The 24911-nt window shown below is 45.2% G+C and carries 16 protein-coding genes and 1 riboswitch; of the genes, 8 read left to right on the forward strand and 8 right to left on the reverse strand.

Translation table 11 applies throughout. From position 1 onward, the window contains the following. The first annotated feature begins 94 nt into the window (after window positions 1-94). The gene (locus tag QNH36_RS03910) at window positions 95-1006 is read left to right on the forward strand and encodes a hypothetical protein (protein ID WP_283904759.1); all 912 of its coding nucleotides are present in this window, start codon (window positions 95-97) and stop codon (window positions 1004-1006) included. A gap of 79 nt (window positions 1007-1085) precedes the next feature. Here QNH36_RS03910 and QNH36_RS03915 read toward each other — a convergent pair whose 3' ends face one another. Next, a complete protein-coding gene (locus QNH36_RS03915) occupies window positions 1086-2228 on the reverse strand; it encodes a PP2C family protein-serine/threonine phosphatase (protein WP_283904760.1) in 1143 nt (380 codons plus the stop codon). Window positions 2229-2416: 188 nt separating this feature from the next. Between QNH36_RS03915 and QNH36_RS03920 the strand changes: the two genes are divergently transcribed. Continuing rightward, window positions 2417-4594 carry a beta-propeller domain-containing protein gene (locus tag QNH36_RS03920; protein WP_283904761.1) on the forward strand — a complete coding sequence of 726 codons (2178 nt, stop codon included), beginning with the start codon at window positions 2417-2419 and terminating at the stop codon, window positions 4592-4594. A gap of 130 nt (window positions 4595-4724) precedes the next feature. On the opposite strand, the gene QNH36_RS03925 is transcribed toward QNH36_RS03920, so the two are convergent. The 5 genes from QNH36_RS03925 to QNH36_RS03945 all read right to left on the reverse strand — a co-directional run bounded on the left by QNH36_RS03925 (window position 4725) and on the right by QNH36_RS03945 (window position 10555). Continuing rightward, a complete protein-coding gene (locus tag QNH36_RS03925) occupies window positions 4725-5120 on the reverse strand; it encodes a VOC family protein (RefSeq protein WP_144475556.1) in 396 nt (131 codons plus the stop codon). A 167-nt stretch (window positions 5121-5287) separates the two neighbouring features. Then, window positions 5288-6634 (reverse strand): GntP family permease, encoded by a 1347-nt coding sequence (locus QNH36_RS03930; RefSeq protein ID WP_144475332.1) that lies wholly within the window; start codon window positions 6632-6634, stop codon window positions 5288-5290. 120 nt (window positions 6635-6754) lie between these two features. Beyond that, entirely contained in the window at window positions 6755-8290 is a 1536-nt protein-coding gene (gene gntK / locus QNH36_RS03935) for a gluconokinase (RefSeq protein ID WP_283904762.1), read from the reverse strand. Continuing rightward, window positions 8283-9011, reverse strand: coding sequence for a GntR family transcriptional regulator (locus QNH36_RS03940; protein WP_144475330.1), 729 nt, complete (start codon window positions 9009-9011; stop codon window positions 8283-8285). Before QNH36_RS03940 ends, gntK begins: the two co-directional genes overlap by 8 nt. Before the next feature lie 614 nt (window positions 9012-9625). Beyond that, window positions 9626-10555, reverse strand: a complete 930-nt coding sequence (locus QNH36_RS03945) for a nuclease-related domain-containing protein (RefSeq protein WP_283904763.1) — start codon at window positions 10553-10555, stop codon at window positions 9626-9628. Between the two features lie 85 nt (window positions 10556-10640). Next, window positions 10641-10818, forward strand: a riboswitch (Lysine riboswitch). A gap of 151 nt (window positions 10819-10969) precedes the next feature. Here QNH36_RS03945 and QNH36_RS03950 point away from each other — a divergent pair. From QNH36_RS03950 to QNH36_RS03960, 3 genes are all read left to right on the forward strand, one after another. Beyond that, window positions 10970-12571: an amidohydrolase gene (locus QNH36_RS03950; protein ID WP_481825316.1), complete on the forward strand. Its 1602-nt coding sequence runs from the start codon at window positions 10970-10972 to the stop codon at window positions 12569-12571. Between the two features lie 159 nt (window positions 12572-12730). Continuing rightward, on the forward strand, window positions 12731-14458 hold the full coding sequence (locus QNH36_RS03955; protein ID WP_283904764.1) for a methyl-accepting chemotaxis protein: 1728 nt from the start codon (window positions 12731-12733) through the stop codon (window positions 14456-14458). A 196-nt stretch (window positions 14459-14654) separates the two neighbouring features. Continuing rightward, window positions 14655-14843 (forward strand): hypothetical protein, encoded by a 189-nt coding sequence (locus QNH36_RS03960; protein ID WP_144475327.1) that lies wholly within the window; start codon window positions 14655-14657, stop codon window positions 14841-14843. A gap of 71 nt (window positions 14844-14914) precedes the next feature. Here QNH36_RS03960 and QNH36_RS03965 read toward each other — a convergent pair whose 3' ends face one another. Together QNH36_RS03965 and QNH36_RS03970 are read right to left on the reverse strand one after the other, a co-directional pair. Continuing rightward, window positions 14915-15742, reverse strand: coding sequence for an alpha/beta fold hydrolase (locus tag QNH36_RS03965; RefSeq protein ID WP_251665128.1), 828 nt, complete (start codon window positions 15740-15742; stop codon window positions 14915-14917). Window positions 15743-15833: 91 nt separating this feature from the next. Continuing rightward, on the reverse strand, window positions 15834-21377 hold the full coding sequence (locus QNH36_RS03970) for a pullulanase (RefSeq protein WP_283904765.1): 5544 nt from the start codon (window positions 21375-21377) through the stop codon (window positions 15834-15836). Between the two features lie 435 nt (window positions 21378-21812). Between QNH36_RS03970 and QNH36_RS03975 the strand changes: the two genes are divergently transcribed. The 3 genes from QNH36_RS03975 to QNH36_RS03985 all read left to right on the forward strand — a co-directional run bounded on the left by QNH36_RS03975 (window position 21813) and on the right by QNH36_RS03985 (window position 24876). Next, window positions 21813-22598: an arylamine N-acetyltransferase family protein gene (locus tag QNH36_RS03975; protein WP_283904766.1), complete on the forward strand. Its 786-nt coding sequence runs from the start codon at window positions 21813-21815 to the stop codon at window positions 22596-22598. A gap of 60 nt (window positions 22599-22658) precedes the next feature. Beyond that, window positions 22659-23474 (forward strand): EcsC family protein, encoded by an 816-nt coding sequence (locus QNH36_RS03980; protein ID WP_283904767.1) that lies wholly within the window; start codon window positions 22659-22661, stop codon window positions 23472-23474. Window positions 23475-23766: 292 nt separating this feature from the next. Beyond that, window positions 23767-24876, forward strand: a complete 1110-nt coding sequence (locus QNH36_RS03985; RefSeq protein ID WP_144475322.1) for an SH3 domain-containing protein — start codon at window positions 23767-23769, stop codon at window positions 24874-24876. Window positions 24877-24911 lie beyond the last annotated feature (35 nt).

A 24911-nucleotide genomic window follows, 5' to 3' on the forward strand; every position in this document is an offset into this window, starting at 1 on the left:
AAGTCCACTGCTTTTTGTGTTTTAATGGGGCTGATTTTAGTAAAATTAAGGAAAAACCAAATCGTTCTTTTTCATGATTGGGGTGGAGGTCAAAATGGCATCAGGTGTTTATACCGTTCTCTTCGTTGTCAGTATCCTATATTTAGTGCGTAAAAAGGTTGAGGAGGAGGCTAATTTCCTGCCTAAAATTATCGGATACTTTATCCTGGGTTCATTGAATCTTACTTTAAATGAGGTTTCATTGCCGCTCGGTTTTTTTGTGTATTTATTGTTCTTTCGCCCAAGAGTGAATATCCGTGCAAAACAGATGGCTGCTTATCTTGGAGTATTCGCTTTTATCCTGACCTTTTGGATTTTGCCTTTTGCGGATAACCAATTGGTAAGCCTGCCAAAATCCATCGACCGTGAACTTGGCTCCGTGTATGAGATAGATTTCAAACATGAAAATGAGCGGATTATTCATGAGATAGGACTAGATGAGAAGAATTGGAGACTTGAGGATTTTGAAGTAGAATATGGCAAGGATAGCAGAATAATAAATTTACGATGGCAGCTCGCAATACAAAATGACAGCCATTTTGACCTCTATAAAATTCAATATGATACTGACAAGAGCAGGTATCAAGTTAGGCATAGTGAGGCCGATTCATGGCTTCAATATGATCGGTTGGTTGTGGCCTGGCGCTTCTTTGAAATTCTGGATGGATTAAATATAAAAGAAATTACTGATGCGAAGGGAAGCTATTCATCCTATATTATCCGAAGTTCAGGGGATCGGGAGGGTTATGCGACAGAAGACCTTGCTAACATGACTGTTTTGGAAGGGGAAATACAAGAATTAGAGGATGAAGAGCTTCCGGTCGAGGGATATTCCATATCAAGCTTTGCGTTGGAGAAAACCGGCGAAGAGAGAGATGAACAAGGGATTATCACTCATGAAAGCTTTCAAAGTGTCGACTCGGCCGTTTTTTTATTTGACGTCTCGGAAATAGAAGATGATTACTAGAGAGAATTACATTGGTTTGTGCAAAATGAAATTGGAGAAAGCAGCGTGGAAAATTCACGCTGCTTTTTTATCTCTTCTATTATCTCGCCTGAATCAGCACGGTGCACATATCATCTGATCCAGCTTCCTTCTGTTCCGGTGTCAGAATCAGATCAAGAGGTTCTTTGTTCCTTGCCTCATCCATAAGCTTCATGGTGATGTTTTTCAGGAACTCTGTGCCTGCTTGCTCGTATTTGTCGATGGCTTCATGGACGCCATCTGTACAGATGAGAAGCTGCAGGGAATCAGAGTAGAAGATGGTCGTCTTGTTTGTATGTATATCAGGGAAAAATCCGACCGCACATGTATTGCTCTTCAGTTCCTCGATATGGTTCCCATCGATCATCGCGTGCGCTGTTGGATGGCCAGCATTGATGTACTCAATTTTACGCTGCTCGGTATCGAGCGTCAGGTAAATCGCAGTAAAATAATAAGGGATTTTTTGATTATGTAGGTTTAAGGAGTTCATCCATTTGTTCAGTTCACCAATCACATACTCGGGGTCGGGATTCGAGCGGATTGCATCGCGGAGCACAGATGAGATGAACATGCATACGAGTGAAGAGGATATTCCGTGTCCCATCATATCCAGCTGGATGACAGCATATCGATGTTCGTCGATTCTGTGCCAGTAATAAAGATCTCCGGCCAGCTTGTACGCCGGCAAATAGGAGGCTTTTATCAGAAGGTTATCCTCATCGACAGGCTCGCTGAGCAGACTGGTCTGGACCTGCATCGAAAGTTCAAGCTCGTTGACAATTTTCTCTTCCTGCTTTTTGTGCCAATCTTTTTCATATTTCAACCTTAGTGCGACCCTGATTCGGGCCAGCAGTTCTGTTTTCTTGATTGGCTTCATTAGATAATCCATTCCGCCGGCATCCAACGCCTCCACAACCTTGTCCGTGTCTTCAAGGGCGGTGACGAAAATAACCGGAATATCCTTTAAATGGGGATTCTCCTGAAGGCGCCGGCATGCTTCGATTCCATCCACTTCAGGCATCATGATATCCATGAGGATCACATTCACCTGTTCAGCGATGATATAAGGATGATCCGATTCAAGATAGCCGAATAAATCATGAGCCGACGTGAACGAAAGATGATCTTTGTAACCGGCCCGGTTCAATAACTTTTCAATGACAAATAAATTCGCTTCATTATCATCGACGATCAGAATACTCATATGTAATCCCTCTCCAAAACAAATTCAACATACTTATATACCTATTTTACCACCTGGCTAAACCTTTTTTTAAGCAGCAAACTTCAGAAACTGATTTTTTCTTACATCTCTATCAGAATTATTTTGGAAAAAAATGAAACACCTGGAATCAATCCCCGTCTAATTTTTTACAAGGGGGCTGAAAAGAGATGAAAAAATGGTGGTTTCTGGGTGGTTTAGTACTGGTTTCACTTGCATTAGTGGCTTTTTATTCACTGTCCCAGTTCAAAGTGGTGAATGCATGGGAAGAGGAGCATGTGGTGTTGCCGAACAAGGTGTGGCAGCTGCAATTTTCTGATAAGATTTCTGAAAAAAGTCTCGACTCGAACTTGATTTATATCACAAATGATCAAGGTGAAAAGCTCGACACGAGGATCGAGCTGGGGGACGACCGGAAATCCGTTTACATCCATCCGCCGGAAAACGGATATGATCCTAAAGCAAAGGAATATACCGTTCATTTTAAAAAGGGAATTAAATCTGCACTGGGTAGGGAGCTGAATTCTGCCCAGTCGTGGAAGTTTGTTGTAAAAGAAACACTTCCGACTGTCGGCACACAGGAAAATCTGGCGGGTTATTTTGAAAAAATCCTTGATGAAGAAAAGAAGGAACGTGGCTGGTTTGGCGGAGTGAAGGATTCCTTCAAGTCTAGTGAAGATAAAGCGTCAGAGGAATCATTAGCGGCGGATAAGTCGGCAGGAGGCGGGGAGGTATCCGAAACGAATGTCCAGGTCCAGGGCGTTGATGAAGCAGATATCGTCAAAACTGATGGGAAGAGCATTTTTCAGGCTGAGTATGATAAAGTGCGAGTCATCCAGGCGGTACCTGGCGCCCAGATGAAGGTTTTATCGACAATCCGCTATGATCAGAATTTTTCACCGAACCAGTTGTTCCTGCAGGATGATCAGCTGGTGGTCATCGGGTATCAGTACAATGATATCCACAAGTCATATGAAGATGCCGCCAAAGATTCGCTGATTGCCCCGATGATGCAGACAACGGCAATCATTGTCTATGATGTGAAAAATCCTGCTGATCCGAAACAGATTCGTGAAGTCAAGGTTGAAGGTTCATATGTATCGGCAAGGAAGGTGGAGAACCTTGTCTATCTCGTCACGCAGCATTACCCGGATTATTGGCTGTTAAAGGGGAACCGGAAGATTGATATCCGGCCGAAATTCACCGATACAGTTTTAGGTTCAGAGGAAAAAACAATTACGTATGACGATATTCATTATTTTCCAGAATCCCGTCAGCCGAACTATACCATGATTGCCGCGCTTGATCTCGACCAGCCGAAAAAGGAAGTCGCCATGACGGCCTATCTTGGCAGCGGCAACCAGCTGTATATGTCGAAGGATAACCTCTATCTAGCTGTTGAAAATTACGGCGATATGGATTACAAAGAGCGCGGAGTCCTTGCGCCAGACACCGATGTCCATAAGTTTGCGATTAAAGGCATGGGGGTCAAATATCACAACTCCGCCACCGTACCGGGAACTGTGCTGAACCAGTTCTCGATGGATGAGCATAACGGTTATTTCCGTGTCGTGACAACAAAGGGCTATGCATGGGATGAGAAGCGGCCATCCTCCAACCAGCTCTATATTCTTGATAAAAACTTGAAGGAGACCGGGAAGATCGAGGAACTGGCGCGAGGCGAGAGAATCTATTCCGCAAGGTTCATGGGTGAGCGTATTTATATGGTTACGTTTAAAGAAACTGATCCGCTGTTCGTATTCGATGCAAGCGACCCTGCCAATCCGAAAGTGCTGGGTGAATTGAAAATCCCAGGCTTCAGTAATTACCTGCATCCATATGATGAAAACCATATCATCGGATTTGGCCAGGATACGAAAATCGTCTCTGAAAAAGGCTTCTCGCAGCCGCGGATCCTGACCAATGGCGTCAAGATTTCGCTATTCGATGTCAGCGATATGAGCAACCCGAAAGAGAAATTCACTGAGGTGATTGGCGGCCGGGGCACGTACTCACCGTTGAATGATGACCATAAAGCTTTGCTGTTCAGTAAAGACAAAGACATTTTTGCCTTCCCGATCTCCGTTTACCAGAACAGCGACAAGAGCGAATACGAACAAATCTTTGAGTATCAGGGAGCCTATGTTTACAGTATCAATCCTTCCACCGGGTTTAAGCTGAAGTCCAAGGTTACCCATATTAACGGCGACATGCCATATTACGAGGATTGGGAGCACCAGATCCAGCGCCTGCTTTATATCGGGGACACACTTTACGCCGTTTCAGCAGAGAAGATTACGAGCCATAAAATCGGCAGCTATGAAAAGGTGGGCGAACTGGAATTTTAACTAGCAAGCCGGTTTCATTTAGCTAACACCCATAGAGAAGGCTCTTTTGCACCAAGCGCAAAAGAGCCTTTTTGGCATCCAACGAAGAAGAGCCAATCTAGCACCTTGCGCAGGAGAGCCTTTCTAGCTTTTAATTCCCCAATCCAGCTGAATTCTGCAGGACAATCCTCCAGCCATCCGGATCGGCAATCGTCACACCGGCCTTTTTCCAATAAGGGTTTTCCGGCTCGACTTCCGGATAGCCCATCTCATGCAGCCGCTTGGCGATGGTGTCGCGGGCTTCCTTATCGGGAATGTAGAAGACGAATAGATTGTCTTCGGTTGGAGCAGGGCAAGGGCTGCCGTTTTCATGCTGAGTGAATTCCAGGTGATAGCTGAAATCTGGCAGACCAAGCATGACGCCATCATACCCATCATGTTTTTCAAATCCCCCAACGACTTCAAGTCCAAGTCCATCGCGGTAAAATTCAACTACTTTTTCTAATTGATCTGTTGGCCGGGCAATCCGGAATTGGACAGCAGGCATTTTTTTTGACCAAATTTTTTTCACTGTTAGCACCTCAATTTATTTTATAGGTTTATTTTACAATAAGGGCAGCTAAAGAGATTCAGAGAGAAGCAGGAATTTTACTCAGACTTTAGTTGTAGAAATATTAAAAGGCCAGCCCCTGGGAAAGGGCTGACCTAAATTTTTTATACAAACAGGCTAAGCAGAAGGATAAATCCTAATCCAGCAACGGAAATGATTGTTTCTAATAGTGTCCACGTTGCGAATGTTTCTTTCATGCTAAGACCGAAGTATTCTTTGAACATCCAAAAGCCAGCGTCGTTTACGTGTGACGCGATCAAGCTTCCTGCTCCTGTTGCAAGTACGACCAGGGCCAGGTTCACGTCTGTTTGGCCAAGTAGTGGAATCACAAGACCAGCTGTTGTTAAAGCAGCAACCGTTGCGGATCCAAGTGAGATACGCAGGATGGCTGCAATGATCCAGGCAAGCAGGATAGGTGAAAGTGAAGTGCCTTTGAACAGTTCTGCTACATAGTCACCAACACCGCCATTGATCAAAACTTGCTTGAAAGCGCCGCCTCCACCAATGATCAAGAGCATCATACCGATGTGAGAGATGGCTGTTGTACAAGAATCCATCACTGTTTTAATAGGGATGTTCCTGGCAATCCCCATTGTGTAAATCGCTACTAACAGGGAGAGCAGCATGGCTGTTCCTGCGTCACCGATGAACTGGATTGCAGCGAGGAAGCCATTGCTCTCGAATCCCATTGTTTTTTGCAGTAAAGAAATGATTGTTGCTATGGACATCAAAATGACTGGCAATAATGCAGTGAAAACGCTGATGCCGAAACCAGGTGTTTCTTCTAGCTTGAATGTCTTTTGTTCGCCTAGTGAAGCGATGTTTCCTGTCTTGTTAAAAGATTCTGGTACTAGTTTTTTAGCGATTTTCGTGAATACTGGACCTGCCAGAATGACAGTTGGAATCGCAATGATAAAGCCGTAAAGCAATACTTCACCAATGTTTGCGCCATATTCACCAGCAATAACTGTTGGTCCTGGGTGAGGTGGCAGGAAGCCGTGTGTAACAGATAAAGCGGCCGTCATTGGAATACCAAGATATAAAATAGAAATCTTTAATTCTCTTGAAATCGCGAACACGATTGGAATCAATAGTACTAAACCTACTTCGAAAAATAGAGCAACACCGATAATGAATGAAGCAGCAACAACTGCCCACTGAATGTTCTTTTCACCAAACTTATTCACAAGCGTCATCGCGATTCGCTGGGCACCACCGGAATCTGCGATCAATTTACCAAGCATAGCACCAAGACCAAAAATCAGTGCCAGGTGACCAAGCGTTCCGCCTAAACCAGCTTCGATTGTCTTTACGATTTCTTCAAGCGGCATTCCCAATGCAAGAGCAACACCAAATGAAACGATAATCAAAGAAATGAATGTGTTGAGCTTAAAGCCCATGATCAATAATAATAATGCTAAAATTCCAATTGCTACAATAACCAATGGCATTGTAATTTCCCCCCTAAATGTATATATATTACCCGCATGAAGCGGGGTGTTCCCTTTGTGAAAAAGCCGGTTTTGCTAAAATAAAGCGTTGCCATTTTGGGAAGGGGAGCAGGCGCCCCCTTATTTGATCAAGCTTCTTTGGTAGTTTGCAATTCTTGAATAATCTTGCTCCAATGCACGAGATAAGCTGATGAAAATTGGTACGAGCTGCCTGTATTCCTTTGCTGCCTCTTCATCTGGCGTATGCTTGTGAGTGCTGCCGATCATCTCGGAAGTCACTTCAAAGGAATCGATTTTTCCAGTGGCATAAAGTCCGAGGATGCAAGCGCCAAGGCATGAGCTTTCATAGCTTTCAGGCACGACCACCTCAAGGTCGAAAATGTCAGACATCATCTGGCGCCAGACATCGGACCTTGCGAAACCGCCGGTAGCCTGGATTCTTGTAACCGGGCTCTCCATCGCTTCAGTTAGAGCTAAAAATACTGTATATAGATTGAAAATAACTCCTTCTAATGCTGCACGGATCATATGCTCTTTTTTATGGGACATCGTCAGTCCAAAGAAGGAGCCGCGGACATCAGGATTCCATAATGGAGCACGTTCGCCGGCGAGGTATGGGTGGAACAGCAATCCCTCTGATCCAGGCCTTACACGCTCAGCGATCTTCGTTAACACATTGTAAGGGTCGATTCCCAGGCGTTTTGCCGTCTCGACTTCGGATGCAGCGAACTCATCCCTGATCCAGCGAAAGACCATCCCGCCATTATTAACAGGCCCGCCAATCACCCAGTGGTTTTCGGTCAAGGCGTAACAGAAAATCCTGCCTTTTTCATCGGTTTGCGGCTGGTCGATGATTGTGCGGATCGCACCGCTTGTCCCAATCGTCACCGCGATCTCACCTTTGCCAATCGCATTCACTCCGAGGTTGGAAAGAACACCGTCACTTGCGCCGATGACAAAAGGAGTTAGCGGGTTGATTCCGAGTTGCTTCGCAATTTCCGGATTGGTGCCTGTGAAAACCTTTGTTGTCGGTACAAGCTCGGATAATTGGTTTTTGGTGATTCCCGCAATTTGAAGGGCTTCTTCATCCCAATCGAGCTTTTTAAGATTCATCATTCCCATTGCAGATGCCAGCGAGTGGTCCACCACATACTGATCAAAGAACTTTTTAAAAATGAACTCCTTGATGCCGATGTATTTTTTCGTTTTTGCAGCAATTTCGGGACGCTCGTTCACAATCCAGGTGATCTTGCTTAACGGCGACATCGGATGGATTGGCGTTCCTGTCCGCTTGTAAATTTCATGCCCATTCAGCTCAGCTTTGATTTTGTGCCCCCACGCTTCACTGCGGTTATCCGCCCAGGTGATGCATGGCGTCAGCGGCTCATCATATTCATCAATAGCGATGACACTGTGCATCGCGCTGCTGAATGAGATGAACGCCAGCTTTTTTTGCTTATGGTGCTTCATGATTTTTGTGATGGCCGTCAGGACTGCCATGTATATTTCTTCCGGGTCTTGCTCGGCTGTTGAAATATCCGGCGTATAAAGAGGGTAGCCAACGTTCTCCTGCTGGATGACTTCACCTTTTTCACTGAATAGTACAGCCTTGGTGCTTGTGGTGCCGATATCGACTCCCAGCATATACTCAGTCATTTTTTTCAACTCCCTTGGAAAGCGTCTGCTGCGATATCCAAAGGTCCTCAACCTTACCTTGAACATCATCAAAATTTTGGTGTAAGGATTTAATCATAAGTTCGCGATTCTTCGTTTTGATGGCTTCAATATAAAGCTCGTGATTTTCGAGGATGCGATCGAAATCTTCGTACTTTTCTTCGATCCTTGCGCGCATCGATAAAAGAATGAACGCTTCCATAACCGGTTTCGTGTTATCCCAGATCATTCTGATATGGGAATGATTGATGGCCCTAATGATCGTCTCATGGAAGAGCACATCCTGGAGGCTGAACTCGTCAGCGTCCTTGTACTTGATGGCGATTTTCATCATTTCGAGGATTTTGCTCAACTCAGTTACAAGATTTGAAGTATCTATTTTTATCAGTCGTTCAAAAACAAATGATTCAATCAATAAGCGGACGTCATAAATCTCCTCAACATCCTTTTCGGTCAAGCCAATGACTATAGCGCCCATTCTTTCCAGCCGAATCAAGTTTTCAGCCGCGAGGATTTTCAGCGCTTCACGAATGGGTGAGCGGCTGACCCCAAAGTCCGCAGCTAATTTGTTTTCCGAAAGGGTGGCACCGCTTTCAATCAATCCCGAAATAATCTGCATCCGCAGCTCACTCGCGACACGATCACCGGTCGACGCCTTCGAAAGCCATTTTTGAGGATAAAGAAATTCATTTTTTTCAGTCATTTCCTCACCTTCCTGGTTAATCAAGTATACTTGTATACAAGTATTATAAAACGAATTTTAGAAATTGCAAGCGTTTTCTACTGTGATTATTTTGCCAAATTAGTTTGGTTTCATTCTCGATAGAAAAGGAGGTGGAATTAAATAAAGAAGAAAAAATGTGCACGGTTAAGGGAAGTAAGAGAAAAACCGTTCAAATAAAGAAGAGATATGTGCCCGGTTAAGGGAAGTAGGAGAAAAACCGGTCAAATAAAGAAGAGTTATGTGCCCGGTTAAGGGAAGTAGGAGAAAAACCGGTCAAATAAAGAAGAGTTATGTGACCGGTTAAGGGAGGTAAGAGAAAAACCGGTCAAATAAAGAAGAGTTATGTGACCGGTTAAGGGAGGTAAGAGAAAAACCGGTCAAATAAAGAAGAGATATGTGCCCAGTTAGGGGAAGTAAGAGAAAAACCGGTCAAATAAAGAAGAGGTATGTGCCCAGTTAGGGGAAGTGAGAGAAAAACCGGTCAAATAAAGATGAGATATATGACCGGTTAAGGAAAGAAAAAGGGAAACGGGTCAAATAAATTGCCAAGAGGAGATAAAACTTCCCCTTGGCTAAAGTCCGTGTAGAAATTATTACTCGTAATAAGTAGATTTGCATTCGCCGTTGGCTGATAGATTGTTTTTTAAAACTCTTCTAATAGATTTCCTTGGTAGGTCTCCGTTGCTCCAATCATATATGATGGTTGTGGTTACTCTTCGATCGGGAAACAGTATTTGAAAACTTTTTAACGTTTGTAAAACAAGGGATTCAATAGAGTCACGTGCCCCACAGTGACTGCATACAAATCTTTTTTGTCCCAATGAATCCAAAAACCCCCCACACCCCTCACAAACAACCCCTTTCCTCAACCCATCAAATTCGTACCCTGGCACTCTGGTAAACGGTGATTTCTTAATATGCAAGGACAAGAGGGCCTCGGCGAGTTTGGTATGTTTGTTTGTTAGTTTTGAGGAGGTTCTGTTCATCCTATCCATAAACCGATTCAGTTGGGTTGGCAAAATAATGGGTGATTTCAGTGGTGCTTGCAGAAGGGTGAATTCCGGGTTGATGAACACGAGGTGTGGTTCGAGAGGGATGTAGAATCCTAGATTCTTCAGCAGTTGTTTTAGCAGGGATTCGGCACGGCTTAGCTGGTGGAGGGGGTTTTTGGTTTCAGCACCGGCGGCGGTTTTAAATTTGTCTCCATCTAAATAGTAGTCTCCTTCTAAATTTTTCACTTCGAAAAGGTGGAGCCGATCCTGGGTAATCACGAGGGAATCGATTTGAAAGAGGGTGCCATTCACTTCCAGTAAAAGGTCGTTGATAATCAGACTCTCCACTCGGCAGTTCGTGAACCACTGGTCAAATTGCACTTCGCCTTCATAGCCTTTTTCCAGCGTGTACAGGTTCGATGCCGCTTTCTCCTCCAGCTCCATCCGGGGCTTCAACGCTTGTAAAATCTCTAATTCTTCTGGTTTGGTCCGTTCTTTAACTATCATTTTCCACTTCCTTTCTTCCTTCATTTTAAAAGAATCCAAAATAAAAATCAGTGAACTTTCTGGGGCATTTATGATACTATTAAGCTAATTTCATATGATCTTATCAGATCGGTGAGGTAGAGGAGCGAACAACAAGAGTAGGCCATCGGAGTATGACATCAATGATGGTGGCTGGAAGGGTTGTTTGCCGAAGCGTGGCCAGGGTCAGACTGGTTACTGCTGGGATGCTTTCTGAAAAAGGAGCAGACTGTCATGCTTGAATTGGCGCATGGAGAACTACTGATCGAAATGGGAGATAACGTGTATTGTAAAAGCAATGACCGGTTATTTCTGTCGTTGCTTTTTATAGACAAGAGCTTTTCCTCCATTCCTTCTATTAAACTCCACTCCCGGGCATGTGCCTCTCCTGGCTTTCATTTTACCAAAAAGGAGAGAATCATCTTGAGAACCATCTACAAAAATGGCACCATCTATACATTCAATTCACTTAACCCAATTGTTCAGGCTGTGGTCATTGAAAATGGCCGGTTCATCGATATGGGAACTTCTGCGGATATGGTGCTGCATTGGGGCAGCCAGGCACAAATTATCGACCTCGAAGGGAAAACAGCCACCCCTGGCCTGATCGACAGCCATCTTCACCTATCGATCATGGCAGATAGTTTTATCAACCTAGATTTTGTCGGAATCACAACCAAGCAGGGGATGCTAAAAAAAATACAGGAAAAAGCAAACCAGCTTAAGCCTGGCGAATGGATTGTCGGCTCAAGCTGGGACGAGAACCTTTTTACCGACGGAGGGATTCCGAAAATTACAGAGCTGGATTATGTCGCGCCGGCAAACCCGCTATTTTTAACAAGGACGTGCCTGCATGCGACGTTAGTCAACAGCAGGGCGCTCGAGGTGATCGGCTATCATCCGGATATAAGTGTTCCAGAGGGCGGCACAATCGTACTGGATGAAATCACCAAGCAGCCGACGGGCTTGTTCCTGGAATCAGCGGCGAATCTAGTCAGACAGTACATTCCGGAACGTTCCTACGATGACTGGAAAAAAGCGATGCGCCAGACGATGCAGTTTGCGATCAGCAAGGGGCTGACAAGCGTGCATACGAATGATCCGCTGTATCTCGGCGGATTGGAGCAGACATGGAATCTTTTCAATGAGCTGTTAAATGGAGAGCAGCTTGGTTTGCGCAGCAATCTCCTGATCAACCATGAATTTTTACCGGACTTAAAAGAAGCGGGAATGTACACTGGATACGGCAATGATACACTGCAAATCGGCGCTGTGAAAATTTTTGCCGATGGAGCGTTTGGTAGGAGAACGGCGCTCCTGACAGAACCATATAGCGATGCGCCGGGACACTACGGCGATGCGATGTATGACCAGGAACAGCTATATGAAATCGTAAAAGGGGCGCGTGATCTGGACATGCCGATTGCAGTCCATACGATTGGTGACCAGGCACTGGAAAATGTCCTTGATGTGCTGGACAAGTTCCCGGCTGCAGCCTATCGCGACCGCTTGATCCACGCACAGGTTCTGAGGGAGGAATTAATTCCACGTCTCAAGGCACCTAGCAGGATTGCCGACATCCAGCCGCGTTTCCTTGCGAGTGACTTCCCATGGGTACAGGAACGACTTGGCGAAAAACGGATCAAGCTCTCCTACGCCTGGAAAACCTTGATGGATGCTGGCGTGATTTGCGCTGGAGGTTCAGATGCTCCAGTAGAACCGGTCGACCCGATTCTCGGAATCCATGCGGCAGTGACACGCAAAAAGCCGGGTGAAAACCACGAGGGTTATGTACCTGAGCAAAAATTATCAATGTTCGATGCATTCCGCCTGTTCACCGAACTCGGAGCCTATCCAACAAATGAAGAGACGGTAAAAGGCACAATCGCCCGAGGGAAATTTGCGGATATGACTGTGTATTCATCCAACCCATTTGAAATGGCCGATCCAGACGAATTATTATCCATGAACATCGATATGACAATCATCGGCGGGGAAATCAAATATCGCAGTCTCTCATAAGCATAAACATAGGAACGGTTCTTCTACTTCCATCGAAAGTAGGAGTGCCGTTCTTTTTAGTTTTATGGCTAAAGTCCTAAAATTTTCTGAAATCGAACCGAAATAATTAATATGAAGAGAAACGGTAATTGACTATATTGCTGGACGGGAGAGCGGAAAATGAAATTCAGGAAGAGTTTTGCGAGAAAACCACAGATGAAGTTTGGTGTTCGGGCCAAGTTATTGGCGGGCTTTTTTTCGGTTTTGGCTTTGTTGGCAGTCGTGGCAATCATCACGAATTTCGAATTTAACAAGATGAATAGTCAGTATTCTACGTCGATTGAAGACCGGATGGGGAAGCTGAATTTGATTGTCGAAATGAAGGATGCCGTCATGCGGGAGCAGCTTGCGCTTCAAAAATACATGGCAAATAGTGATGGTGAGAGCCTGATCGAATTTGAAGGAGCGGTAGAGGATTTTGCTAAGAGCTCAAAGAAGTACTTGAGCTCAGCAAAATCCGCTGAAGAGAAGAAAGTGGGAGAGAATCTGGTCGCGGCTGAGGCGCAATATTATGATGTCGCTTCAGAAGCCTTTACTCTCATCCGGGATGAACAAACGGTAAAGGTAAGGCTTTTAATGCAGGAAAAAGGAAATAAGCTTATCTTTAGCTTGAATTCAGCAGCCGAAGATGCGATTAAGTACCAGCAAGCTGCCCTGAATACAACGAGTGAAACCCTTTCCGGAAATGTCCAGAAGGTAGCCTTGCTCATCATCGCGCTCTCTGTGGCGGCATTTGTCATTGGGACTGTGATTGCTACATATATTAGCAGAATGATTTCAAAACCTGTCCAGCTTGTCTCTCAGGCAGCAAAGCAATTAGCTGACGGAAATCTGGCCATTGAAAAAATCAATGTGAAGAATACAGATGAAATCGGGCAATTAGCAACTGATTTCAATGAGATGGCAACAAATTTAAGGAATATCATTTTTCAGGTGAGCAGCACTTCCGAGCAGGTTGCGGCATCAGCTGAGGAGATGATGGCTAGTGCGGACCAGACGAATTCTGCCACGAACCAGGTGGCGACAGCCATCCAGGAAGTCGCCGGCGGTGCAGAGCTACAAAGCAAGAATACAGAGGAAAGCGCGAAGGCAGTAGGAGAGATGTCTAGTGCCATCCAGCGTGTCGCGGTTACGACTTCCACAGTTGCAGAGTCTGCGGTTGATACGACGAAACAGGCAACACTTGGCCATGATTCTCTGGAAAAAGTCATTGAAAAGATGAAAACAATCAACCATACAACGAGTGAAACAAATTCTGTCATCAAGGATCTGGACCGAAAATCGGCTGAAATCGGCAAAATCATCGAGGTCATTACAGGCATCGCTGACCAGACGAATTTACTGGCGCTCAACGCCGCCATTGAAGCAGCAAGAGCAGGCGAGCACGGAAAAGGGTTTGCTGTTGTCGCAGATGAAGTCAGGAAGCTGGCTGAACTTTCAAGGCAGTCTGCCAGCCAGATTTCCAGCTTGATTGAAGTCATCCAAAAAGAAACCCATCAGGTCGTCGAGATGATGAATAAAGGGGCAGCTGAAATTTCCGAGGGAACATCATTGGTTGAGGATACAGGCCGGATATTTGATGAGATTTTAAAATCGATTGAGAATGTCAGCTCGGAAATCCAGGAGGTCTCCGCGATTTCTGAAGAAATGTCGGCAAGCGTCATGCAGGTGAATGCTTCGATCGAGGAGGTAACAAAAATTGCCCGCGGCTCCGTCGCAAGCACGGCGGAAATCGCTTCGGCCACGGAAGAGCAGCTGGCCTCCATGGAAGAGGTATCCTCATCTTCCGCTTCACTCGCGAGGCTGGCAGAGAGCTTGAGGGAAATGGTAGCAAAATTTAAGGTTTAATATGTCTAGTGAGGAGCATGGGATTGGAGAATCTCATGCTCTTCTTTTTTTAGTAAAAAAGTGCATTTGTTCAGAGTGGCAACTCATGAATACAGATAAGAAACAGTCTCCCTTACAGGTATTCGCCCAAGCCAAAACCGTGATAAATGCATATAAAGGTAGTGGATACAAAATAGAGAAGAGGGAGGTAAGCCGTATGTACGCATACAGACATCCTTATCGAATGCAGGACCAGAGGTGGGGATTTGGATTACCGTTTTTAGGTGGTTTGGCTGGTGGATTATTGGGAGGCGCTTTATTTTACCCGCGGCCGTTTTATGGTGGTTATGGCTATGGTTACGGATATCCGATGTACCCATGCTGTGGGCCTGGATTTTATTACTAAAAAGCAACCAAAAGGGAGCAAGCCGCCTGGCCTGCTCCCTTTTTATATTTCGAGGACTTGAGCTTTTCTCATTAACTGATATACGCTTTCTTAACCTGATGCTTGTCCATGAATTCGAGGGATAGCTCGTTGAAATCATCGGCCTTCTCGATATTGCAGACATGTCCGCATTGTTCAAGGATGACCAGCTCCGAGCTTTTATCGCTGCGGAGGTCCTCGGTTAATTCGCGGACAAACATATGGTCCTCGGCCCCTGATATATAGAGCTTTGGGACATCCTCACTTTTTTCCTGGACCTTGCTGTAGGTGGCTTTGACATCACCGGCAAGATGATACCAGGCGAGGAAGTTTTTCCGCTTCATCTTATATGCCTCCTGGATGAAAAAACGGCGCGAATCTTTATGGTTGTCCTTCGGCATCAAAACCAGGGCCAGAATGCGGTACAGCCACATAAAAGGGATGAAGTCCTTAATTATCCCTGCCAATTTGATCAAAGATTTTGCGAACAGGTTGAACCTGGTGATGGCGCCTCCCAGAACGGCCGACCTGACTCGATCCGGGCGTGTCTGCAGAAGATGATGGACGATGATCGAACCCAGCGAAATCCCGACAAAATGCGCTTTTCGAATCGAGAGATGATCAAGGGTGCGCAGGATTTCCCGGACAATAACGTCAAAGGAAAACCCATCTTTATACGAGTCTATGTCTGGTGATTTTCCATGGCCAGGCATATGGATCGCAACAATATGATATTTTTTCAGGAAAGGTTTCAACTGTTTGTAAAAAATGTTCGAGTTCCCGCCAATCCCGTGCAGCAGCACAATATACTCCGAGCCGCGGCCCTTATATAACTTGTAATCCAGCATCAGATTCTCCTTAGTCGTTCTAGGTGTGTTCATTAATAATACCCTTGATAGCGCTGTCAGTAAACGATTAAGGCAAAAATAACGGCAGGTACCATCTGGTAAGGATGATACCTGCCGTAAATGATTATTTCTTTTTGCCTTTTTGGTCTACTTTGATGACGACTGTTGTCAATGGATCAAGTGCTAACTTGTCTTTTGACAGCTTGAAACCGGACTTTTTGGATACCGGAGTTTTACCGGCTTCGTCATTATCGACCAGGACCTTTCCTTTTGAGAAGTCAAGATCGCCTAGTGTCAATGTGCGTGCTTGAGTGTCAGCGTTAACGAATACGTAGTATGTTCCAGTGTTATCTGTAGATTCATTTTCGTATGCGATGACAAGGTCTGTGTTCTTGATTTCAGGCAGATCAAGCAATCTTACATTCTGGTCAACGAGATCCTTTTCGCCGAGGCGGAAAGCATTTGTTGACTTTCTTAGCTCAATCAGGCCTTTCGTGTAGGCTTGTGTTGTAGTGTTGACTGAGTATTTCTTTTTATTTGTTGCCTTTTGCCAGTCAAACATGTTGATGGCATCGGATGAATCATATGAATCGTGGATGAAGTAGCCGAATGGATTTCCTTGTTCATCAGTCAATTCGTGATACTTCTGCTCAGGGACACCTTCACCTTTCCATTGCTTGGTCCTGCCGTACTCCTGGCCTGCGTGTAGGAAAGCAGTGCCCTGTGACGTTAGAATCAAGGAGTTCCCAATTCGGATTCGTTTGTGAATTTCCAGCTCGTTTTCAGGTACAGCAGGGTCCTTCTTGATTGATTGGGCAATGACATCGTGAAGCGGAAGGTTGTCATGCGCCGCGATGTATTGGACCATATCTCCTGGATCATCATCAGCTGTATTGCCTGGCTGTGCTTTGATATTGTTGAAAATCGTGTTGATATCGCGGGCACCGCCTGTGATGAATCGAGGCTCACCTTCAGAACCGAAGCCTGATTTCAGCTCGTTGCGGATTTCATCAGAGAAGACGCCGACATTATCCGTTTTATCCATCCAATCCTGATCTGCGCCCATGCCAGCTAAATCCGGCTCAGCAATGTGGCCTGCGAATGTTCTCCAGCCTTCGCCGATGAATAACGCATCAGGATTTACAGATGCCGCAGCATCGTAAGCGTTCTGGATCGAAGGATAGGTGGCGTCACCCATCATATCAAAACGCATGCCATCAATCTTGTACTCTTCAAACCAGTATTTAACTGAATCTACCATCAGCTTTTCAGCCATCTTGTGGCTTGTTGCCAGGTTGTTCCCGAAGCCGCCAAGGAAGTTCCCTTGTGCATCCTGGAACGCGTAATAGTTAGGAACGATGTCATTCAGCTGGCTGGCTTTTGCCATATGAGTGTAGACCACGTCGAGAACGACACCCATTCCAGCATCATGGATTGCATCAATCATCTGTTTCAGTTCTTTCACGCGTAATTCAGGGTCAGTTGCATCCTCTGAATAGGCGCCATCCGGAGAGAAGTAACTGTGCGGGTCATAGCCCCAGTTGTACTCATTTCCGCCGGCAGAGTAATTAAGTTCCCTTTGGCCCATCTTTGTTTCATCGCCATAATACCATGCCATGACAGGAAGCAATTGAACATGTGTTACACCAAGCTTTTTAATATAATCCAGCTTGTCTGTGAAGGCTTTATAAGAGCCCCATCTTGCATCCAGATCGCCTTCAATAGAAGGGTCCGATGTGAAGTCACGTACGTGCACTTCATAAATTACCGCGTCTTCGCGCTTTTCATAGCCTTTGATTTTCGCATGATCGAAGTCTTCAGGATCTGTGCCGCTCAAGTCAACGATTGCCGCTTTACCGACAGTATCCCCATCCGCGCCAGCTCCACCTTTTGTATTCACCGTGAACGCTGCCATCGATTTCGCGTAAGGATCGAGAACCTTATTTGTGACTCCGCTATTTGTCACTTCATACTGGTAAAAATAACCCTTAACATCGGCTACATTCAGGTCACCAGGTGCGATTTCCGCAGACCAGACACCTTTTTCACCCTTTGTTAATTCGATGCTGCCAATTTGCTCAGCTGCATTGTCTTTATTGAAGAAGTTTGCCACAACCTTGCTTGCTTTAGGAGCCCATAGCTTCAAAGTTGCTGCCCCGTCTTTATAGGCAGCACCAAGATCATCGCCTTCATAGGCAAACATCTCGTCAAGCATTCTCCAGCTGGTAGAAGCCTTCACTGTTCTGCCTGAATATGTGACTGAAAGAGGAAGCTTATCTAAATCGAATGCGGCTTTCACTGTAACGGATTTGCCTTTGATTTCAACACTTTCAATTGAAACTGCTGCACCGCTGGCATCCTTGATTTCCAGCTTTGACTTCAGTTCATCGGCCGACAATCCATCTGTCATGGTAAAACCTAATAGAATCGAATCTTCAGAGATGACTTCTGCAGATATAAGGCCTGTTGCCTGCTCCCAATATGGAGATACATAGACATTATCATCGCCTTGTTTTACCCATAAGTGATTGTATCTGTCGAGAAGGTTGAAGGTTTTGTCTCCGCCATCCTTGTCGCCAGTTGCCTTGTTCAGGGTAATCATGCCAATTTTCTTAGCATTGTCTTTCAGCTTGATATCGACATAGGCACCATAGCGGTCAGTTCCAGTGAAGGAAGCTGCGCCTGTAGGCCAGCCATCAGAAGGTGCCGCGACATCTTCCCAGTTCCATAGACCCCAGTTTTCATAGTCAGCATTGTCACGTACATAGTGAACGCGGACGGTATTTGCTGGCAGGTTGACTGGTTCATAGGTATAAACCTTGTCATCGCCTTGCTTGATGAAAATTTCGTTCATCTCAGGTGAAGTAATCGTAAAGCCTTTGTCTCCGCCGTCTTTGCCGGCATCACCTTTTGTCACGTCCATAACGAGGAAGCCGATGTTTTTCGCGCCATCTTTTAGCTTAACGTCGATATAGGCGCCATAGCTGTCTGTTTTCTCGAACATTGTAGCTCCAGTCGGCCAGTTGGCAGAAGGGGAGGCTACATCGTTCCACAGCCATGCTCCATAGTTTGCATAATTGTTGTCGTCACGCTTGTAGTGGATGCGGATGTGATTGGCTGGGATCGGTTCAACAGTGTTCCCATCGCCATTATCATCTCCATTGCCATCTTCTCCAGGAGTGATTGAACCATTTTCCACCGTTAGTAAAACAGTACCGCCATCTGCTTTAGAAGGGATTGGCAATGTTACTTTTCCAGCTGTCGCAGTATATGTCTCACCTGAATAGTGGTCTGTCACAACGGCATCTGCTGAATCCACAGTCAATGTCACTTCTTTTGCTGCATCAGCAATATTCAATCCGATATAGGCAGCATCATCACCATGCTTCCGTGCAAAAAGGAGGAACTGGTCGCTGTCTGAACCAGCGATTGTCGTACGTTCGCCTTTTGCGAATACTTCAGAATGGTCGCCCCTGAAGTTCAAAATCTTTTTGTAGTGCTCGAGGACATCGTTGCCTTCCACCTGATTCCAGGCTAGGTCATAACGGTTGTCGTATTGCGGATAGTTATTTTCACCACTTTGCCCAAGTTCTTCACCGTAGTAAATGACCGGCTGGCCCTTAGCTGTTGCCTGAAGGGAAGCGGCAACCTTAAGCTTGCCTTCATCATTTCCAGCATCAAACAGGAATCCATTTTCATCATGGCTTCCCAGGAACTGGCCGAGTGTAGCGGTGTTATCAATTTTCGCGTTACGCTTGATCAACGCATCATTGGCAGCATTCAGGTTTCCGTTTACAAAAGAATGCGCAATATTGTTAAAGTCAAAATCAAGCAGGGAATCCATCATGCCTGATTCCAGATAGCCATAATCGTCGTTGGCGCTTGCACCCCAGGCTTCGCCAATCATCTTGTGTTTCGGCATTTTTTCTGTAATGGCGTTCTTGAATGCCATCCAGGTCGCATCTTCTACGTGCTTTACAGTATCCACACGGAAGTAGTCAATTGTATTTCCGCTGCTCGTTGTTGCTTTTTCAATCCAGTCGGTCTGCCAGTCGATGATTGTCTGGCGGACTTCAGGGTCTTCTGTTTTGAAGTCAGGAAGGCCTGATAGTTCCCCAACGACTTCATCCGATCCTACATTGGAACCCTGGCGAAGAAGATTGCTGAAAGTGCTGCGTTCTTCATCTGTTGGGTAGCCGGCAGGAGGGTTCGTCACCTGGCCATCAATATCTTTCAAACCATAACCAGAGTGGTTCAATACCACATCAACCATGATTTTGATGCCGCGTTCATGGGCAGAATCTATCAGGTTATGGAAGTCTTCCATCGTACCGAAGTGAGGGTTCAATTCGCCAAAATTGCTTGCCCAGTATCCGTGATAACCATAGTACGAAGGGTCGCCATCTTTGTAGCGGACATTATGCTTAACATTCTCAACAATCGGGCTAATCCAGATTGTGTTGACACCCAGTTCATCCAGGTAATCCAATTTTTCAGTAATGCCTTTAAAATCGCCGCCCTGATACGTACCGCGATCAGTAGTGTCATAGTTTAAGCCATAAGGATCATTATTGGAGGAATCCCCATCAAAGAATCTGTCTGTCAGCATGAAATAAATGATCGACTCATCCCAGTCAAAATCATTATCGCCGACAGATTGTCTTGTTTTAACCGTAACATTGGCATTGCCGGTATGCGGGTTGCCAAATGAATCGGTCACCGTTACAGGAATCGTCTTCGCACCTGCTGTTATGTTGTCATCGACTGCAATGGTAACTTCCATTAAAGAAGGATCGATTGCAAGAGTCTTTGACCCGCCAAGTTCGGACACATCAGCCGTAATCTTGCTGATTTCAACTCCATCTGTCAGGCCCTCTACATCAACTTTCAGCACAGCGTTCTGGCTATAATCAATTTCTGCTGGGTTGACAGAACCTGAAACTGTCAGGTCAGCGTTCGCGTAGGTGATTTCCGAAGCTGGATTGTAAGGATCTGTTACTTCGGTAGTGACGCCATCCTTTGTAACTAAATATGTGTACCCATGTGTTCCAGTTGGAATGTTCTCATATGAAACTGCAAATCTCTCATTCTCAGGCTCATAGGTCATTGGTAAAGTCTTGCCATCAATCTTCAAATCTACTTTTTCAATTGTGTTCATCTGATCATTTGCAAACAACTCTTTGTCCCGGTAAAAGAAAGTCGCATTTCCATCTGCGATCACAGGAGCCGACCCATCAGGCACAATGCGGATTTGCTCTACGCCGCTTGTAACGAACACTTTAGTAATCGAATCATTTTTATTAACCTTGATAAAACGGTCCCCAAATTCCTTTTGTGCAGTATTCCAATCATAAGTACTGCGAAGCACGAAGCCCATTTCGGCCGTATTTGCGCCTACAGGGATGTTCGCGACCGCCTTTCTGCCTTCCTTTGTTGTAAAATCAACCTGGCCGTCCTGTACACCAGTATTCCAGGTCCAAATATTCCACTCGCCAAAATTTTGATCTTCCCGTATATAGGTAAAGCGGACTTTGCGATCGGTTGATTCCGAAGTTGTAGCAGTTCCTTCTGCGTTAGCCTGCTGTGCAGGTACAAAAGGAATCCACAAGCTCAACAGCATGATTGCTGTCATGAAAATTGAGAAACTGCGTTTGGTGCTTCTTCTCATCTGAATCCATTCCTCCCTAGATTGATTGATGCTTCAAAATCAGTTTTTTCAAGGTCCTCCTTTCTCAAATGCGCAACTTATGAAACCGTTTGCACAAGCAGGCAAAAAAATTTAATCCCCTAAAAAATGCAAGCGTTTGCAATAATCTATCTTTTTCATTTTACAATAGAATTGCCTAACCAGCAATGGAATGTCAACGTTCATCTGTCAAACAAATAGTTCCAAAATCCTGCGTAAATCGGGAGTTTTCTAGGGATAATGATTTAGTTCTTCAATAAATGTCACGGATTCGTCAAAAAACGGCAGGGATGTTACCATTCTATAGTTAAGGAAATAAGAAAAAATAAGGAAATAGAACTATTAGTTAATTGGGATTTGAATGGTATTTTCAAGTATTCTTGAAGTATGTCTACTATTGGAAAGAGGTATAGAGAGATGAATGATATAAATGTTCTTTTCCGCAAAAGAATTGGCTTGAATTCAAAAGAACCCATTACACTCGAAAATCTTGCCGGAATTCTTGAACTGACAGCATCAGCGATTCCATTCGAGAACCTTTGCACGCTTTCTGGCGACCCAGGTGAATTGAACGAGGACAGCCTGGTGGATAAAATTCTCCACCGAAACGAAGGCGGACTTTGTTATGATCTTAACGGGGTTTTGTACCTGTTTTTAAAAGAAAATGGCCTTGATGTCCAGCTGATCCTCGGGGCAGTATACGTTCCTGAACTTAACGGCTTTAGTCCAACTGGACTGACGCATGCTGCGATCATTTTGAACGATGATGGCAAGAGGTACCTGGTTGATACAGGTTTTGGAGGCAATTTGCCGCTAAGGCCAGTTCCGCTTGATGGCTCAGAAATCATGACACCGACCGGGGAGTTCCGGGTGAGGAAAGAAGAAAGTGAATTCGGTGACTACTTTTTAGAGATGAAACTTAAGCATAAAGACACTGACTGGAGAATTGGATACGCCTTTGAATCAAGACAGCCCGTGGAGAATATGGGCGATTTAACAGAAATGAAGAAAATCATCACTGAACATCCGCAGTCTGCGTTTAACAAGAAGCCGCTGCTGACCAGGGTGACTGCTAACGGCAGTATGGTGCTGACAGAATCCAGTTTCACCCGCTGGAAGGATGGGCAGGTTACGAAAGAAGAAATAGATTCGAGCAAATTCAAGCAGCTTGCCAAGGAACACTATAATCTTGATGTAAAATGAAACCTTCTTATAGTGTAAACCGTTAATATAGTATCAAAAATGACAGGTGGATGGTTGAGGATGGATTCAAGAGAATACCTACTGAGTGAATTGAAGGAAATAGAGAAATGGGAGAAGGACCAAAAGGGCTTATGGTTTTGGGAGAAGCTGACCAGGCTTCCATTCATGATGCTTGACCGTTTCACGCCAAAATTCATCCAGGAGAAGGTCGGTCTCCTGCTGGATGAGATGGGAAGCTACATTCAAACCGGAGGCCAGTATCTATCGAGCGAGAAGTCGGTATTCAACCATATCGAGAAGAAAACTGGCCGGAGTGTCAGACAGCTTTCTGATCTGGAGAACGTCCCAGTGGGGGAAATGAAGACAGCCTCATTGGCACTGGGCGAGCAGCGAAAAAAAGCAGCAACCATTCAGGGTGCGAGCACAGGAATCGGCGGGATTTTTACCCTGGCAATCGATATTCCCGCAGTCCTGGCACTCTCGCTGAAAACACTCCAGGATATTGCGATCATCCATGGCTACGACCCTAAGGATAAGAAGGAGCGTGTCTTCATCATTAAATGCCTGCAATTCTCCTCCGCAGATGTGGTCGGAAAACAGGCAATACTGAATGAACTTACTGGCTTCAACAGCGATAATAAGTCACGCGAGGTCATTTCTGAGCTTCAAGGCTGGCGTGAGGTGACGCTGACCTACACCGAATCATTCGGCTGGAAAAAGCTGCTCCAGATGGTGCCGGTAGCCGGAATTGTGTTCGGCGCATTCGCCAATCGCTCAATGGTCAGCGACCTTGCCGAGACAGGGACGATGCTTTATCAGAAGAGGCGGATTTTGGAGAGGCTTGAGAGGGTCTCAGATTCTGCTGATTTATCATAAAAGAATGAGGGAACCCACTTGATGCTATATCGAGTGGGTTTTAGTATGAAAAATCAATAGGGAAAGGGACCTTTCTTTAGCGGCTTGTCTCTCGGCATATTATCCTCATTTTCCGTAAAAAGTCTAAAACAATTTTCCTGCTAATCTTTGTGCATGTAAACCAATGGGTTCAATTATCGCGATTTTCGCGGTTTTCGGTGGACTTGATATGCCATTCCCGATAGTTTTGTAGTAGATTCATAGTTTTCGACACAGCTTGAGGAAATTCTGCAAAACTGGGGGAGAACGACGAATGAAAAAGGACAACTACTCATTGTTTAAGAAGAGGGTTGCGAAAGGCATGGTTGCCTCAACGATCCTAGTCAGCAGCAGTCTGATGATGCCGGAAATTCCTTTGTTTCCTGGCAATGAAACAGTGGCACAAGCTGCTGGGCCAACTTTTACCGTAACAGCAGATGTCCTGAATGTCAGATCGGGACCGGGTACGAACTATGCAAAAGTCGGCCGGCTGGTCCAGGGCAACAAGCTAAATGTGATTCAACGGATGAATAATGGATGGTACAAAATTTCCTTCAATGGAAAAACGGCTTATGTCAGCGGTGATTATGTGTACAGTTCTGCAGTATACAGAGTTACGGCTACAAGATTGCATTTCAGGACTGGACCTGGCACTCAGTATAAGAGCATGGGGCTTATCAATAATGGTACAGTGCTCGATGTAATCCGACAGGAAAGCAATGGCTGGTATAAAATTTCATATAAAGGAAAAATCGGTTTTGTCAGCGGGGATTATGTATCGACAAGCAATGCATCTTTCAACAAAAAAATGGACATTCCTGTGATTGCACAGCGTCCAGAATTGCCGAGCGGCTGTGAGGTTACCTCACTTGCCATGGCTCTCCGCTACTATGGAGTGAATGCTGATAAAACAACCCTTGCTAAGCAAATGCCATATGATTCAACCAAACTAGTCCGGAATTCTGACGGTTCGATCAAAATTTGGGGAGACCCGAATGTTGGCTTTGTCGGGACACCATTTGGCAATGGCTATACGATCAATCCAGGGCCGCTTAAAAAAGTGCTCGACAAGTACCGGCCGGGAGGAATTGCTCTGACTGGCAAGAATTTTACTGAGATTGAAAGTTATGTGAAACAAGGTAAGCCGGTGCTGGTCTGGTTTACGATCAATTATGAAATGCCAGTTGCGAGGACATGGAAAACGACAGCAGGCAAAACGATTAATGCTGCAAGGCCATTACATAATATCGTCATTACCGGAACAGACGCAAACTATGTTTATTTCAACGACAGTGAAGCAGTAAAAAAAGACGTCCGATTGCCAAAAGCAAAGTTCATCAACATATATAATGCGATGGGCAAACGTGCCCTTGTAGTGAACTAAGAGAGAAGCAATTGCGAACTGAATATGTTCGTAAT

Source organism: Mesobacillus sp. AQ2 (assembly GCF_030122805.1).
GTDB lineage: Bacteria > Bacillota > Bacilli > Bacillales > Cytobacillaceae > Mesobacillus > Mesobacillus oceanisediminis_A.

Bases quoted from the DNA above. Each gene is read 5' to 3' on its own strand.
- QNH36_RS03975 (WP_283904766.1), top strand. From the start codon at position 21,813: ATGAATGATATAAATGTTCTTTTCCGCAAAAGAATTGGCTTGAATTCA.
- QNH36_RS03915 (WP_283904760.1), bottom strand. From the start codon at position 2,228: ATGAGTATTCTGATCGTCGATGATAATGAAGCGAATTTATTTGTCATT.
- QNH36_RS03965 (WP_251665128.1), bottom strand. From the start codon at position 15,742: ATGAACACACCTAGAACGACTAAGGAGAATCTGATGCTGGATTACAAG.
- QNH36_RS03920 (WP_283904761.1), top strand. From the start codon at position 2,417: ATGAAAAAATGGTGGTTTCTGGGTGGTTTAGTACTGGTTTCACTTGCA.
- QNH36_RS03955 (WP_283904764.1), top strand. From the start codon at position 12,731: ATGAAATTCAGGAAGAGTTTTGCGAGAAAACCACAGATGAAGTTTGGT.
- QNH36_RS03940 (WP_144475330.1), bottom strand. From the start codon at position 9,011: ATGACTGAAAAAAATGAATTTCTTTATCCTCAAAAATGGCTTTCGAAG.
- QNH36_RS03985 (WP_144475322.1), top strand. From the start codon at position 23,767: ATGAAAAAGGACAACTACTCATTGTTTAAGAAGAGGGTTGCGAAAGGC.
- QNH36_RS03930 (WP_144475332.1), bottom strand. From the start codon at position 6,634: ATGCCATTGGTTATTGTAGCAATTGGAATTTTAGCATTATTATTATTG.
- QNH36_RS03925 (WP_144475556.1), bottom strand. From the start codon at position 5,120: ATGCCTGCTGTCCAATTCCGGATTGCCCGGCCAACAGATCAATTAGAA.
- QNH36_RS03910 (WP_283904759.1), top strand. From the start codon at position 95: ATGGCATCAGGTGTTTATACCGTTCTCTTCGTTGTCAGTATCCTATAT.
- QNH36_RS03980 (WP_283904767.1), top strand. From the start codon at position 22,659: ATGGATTCAAGAGAATACCTACTGAGTGAATTGAAGGAAATAGAGAAA.
- QNH36_RS03970 (WP_283904765.1), bottom strand. From the start codon at position 21,377: ATGAGAAGAAGCACCAAACGCAGTTTCTCAATTTTCATGACAGCAATC.
- QNH36_RS03945 (WP_283904763.1), bottom strand. From the start codon at position 10,555: ATGAAGGAAGAAAGGAAGTGGAAAATGATAGTTAAAGAACGGACCAAA.
- gntK (WP_283904762.1), bottom strand. From the start codon at position 8,290: ATGACTGAGTATATGCTGGGAGTCGATATCGGCACCACAAGCACCAAG.
- QNH36_RS03960 (WP_144475327.1), top strand. From the start codon at position 14,655: ATGTACGCATACAGACATCCTTATCGAATGCAGGACCAGAGGTGGGGA.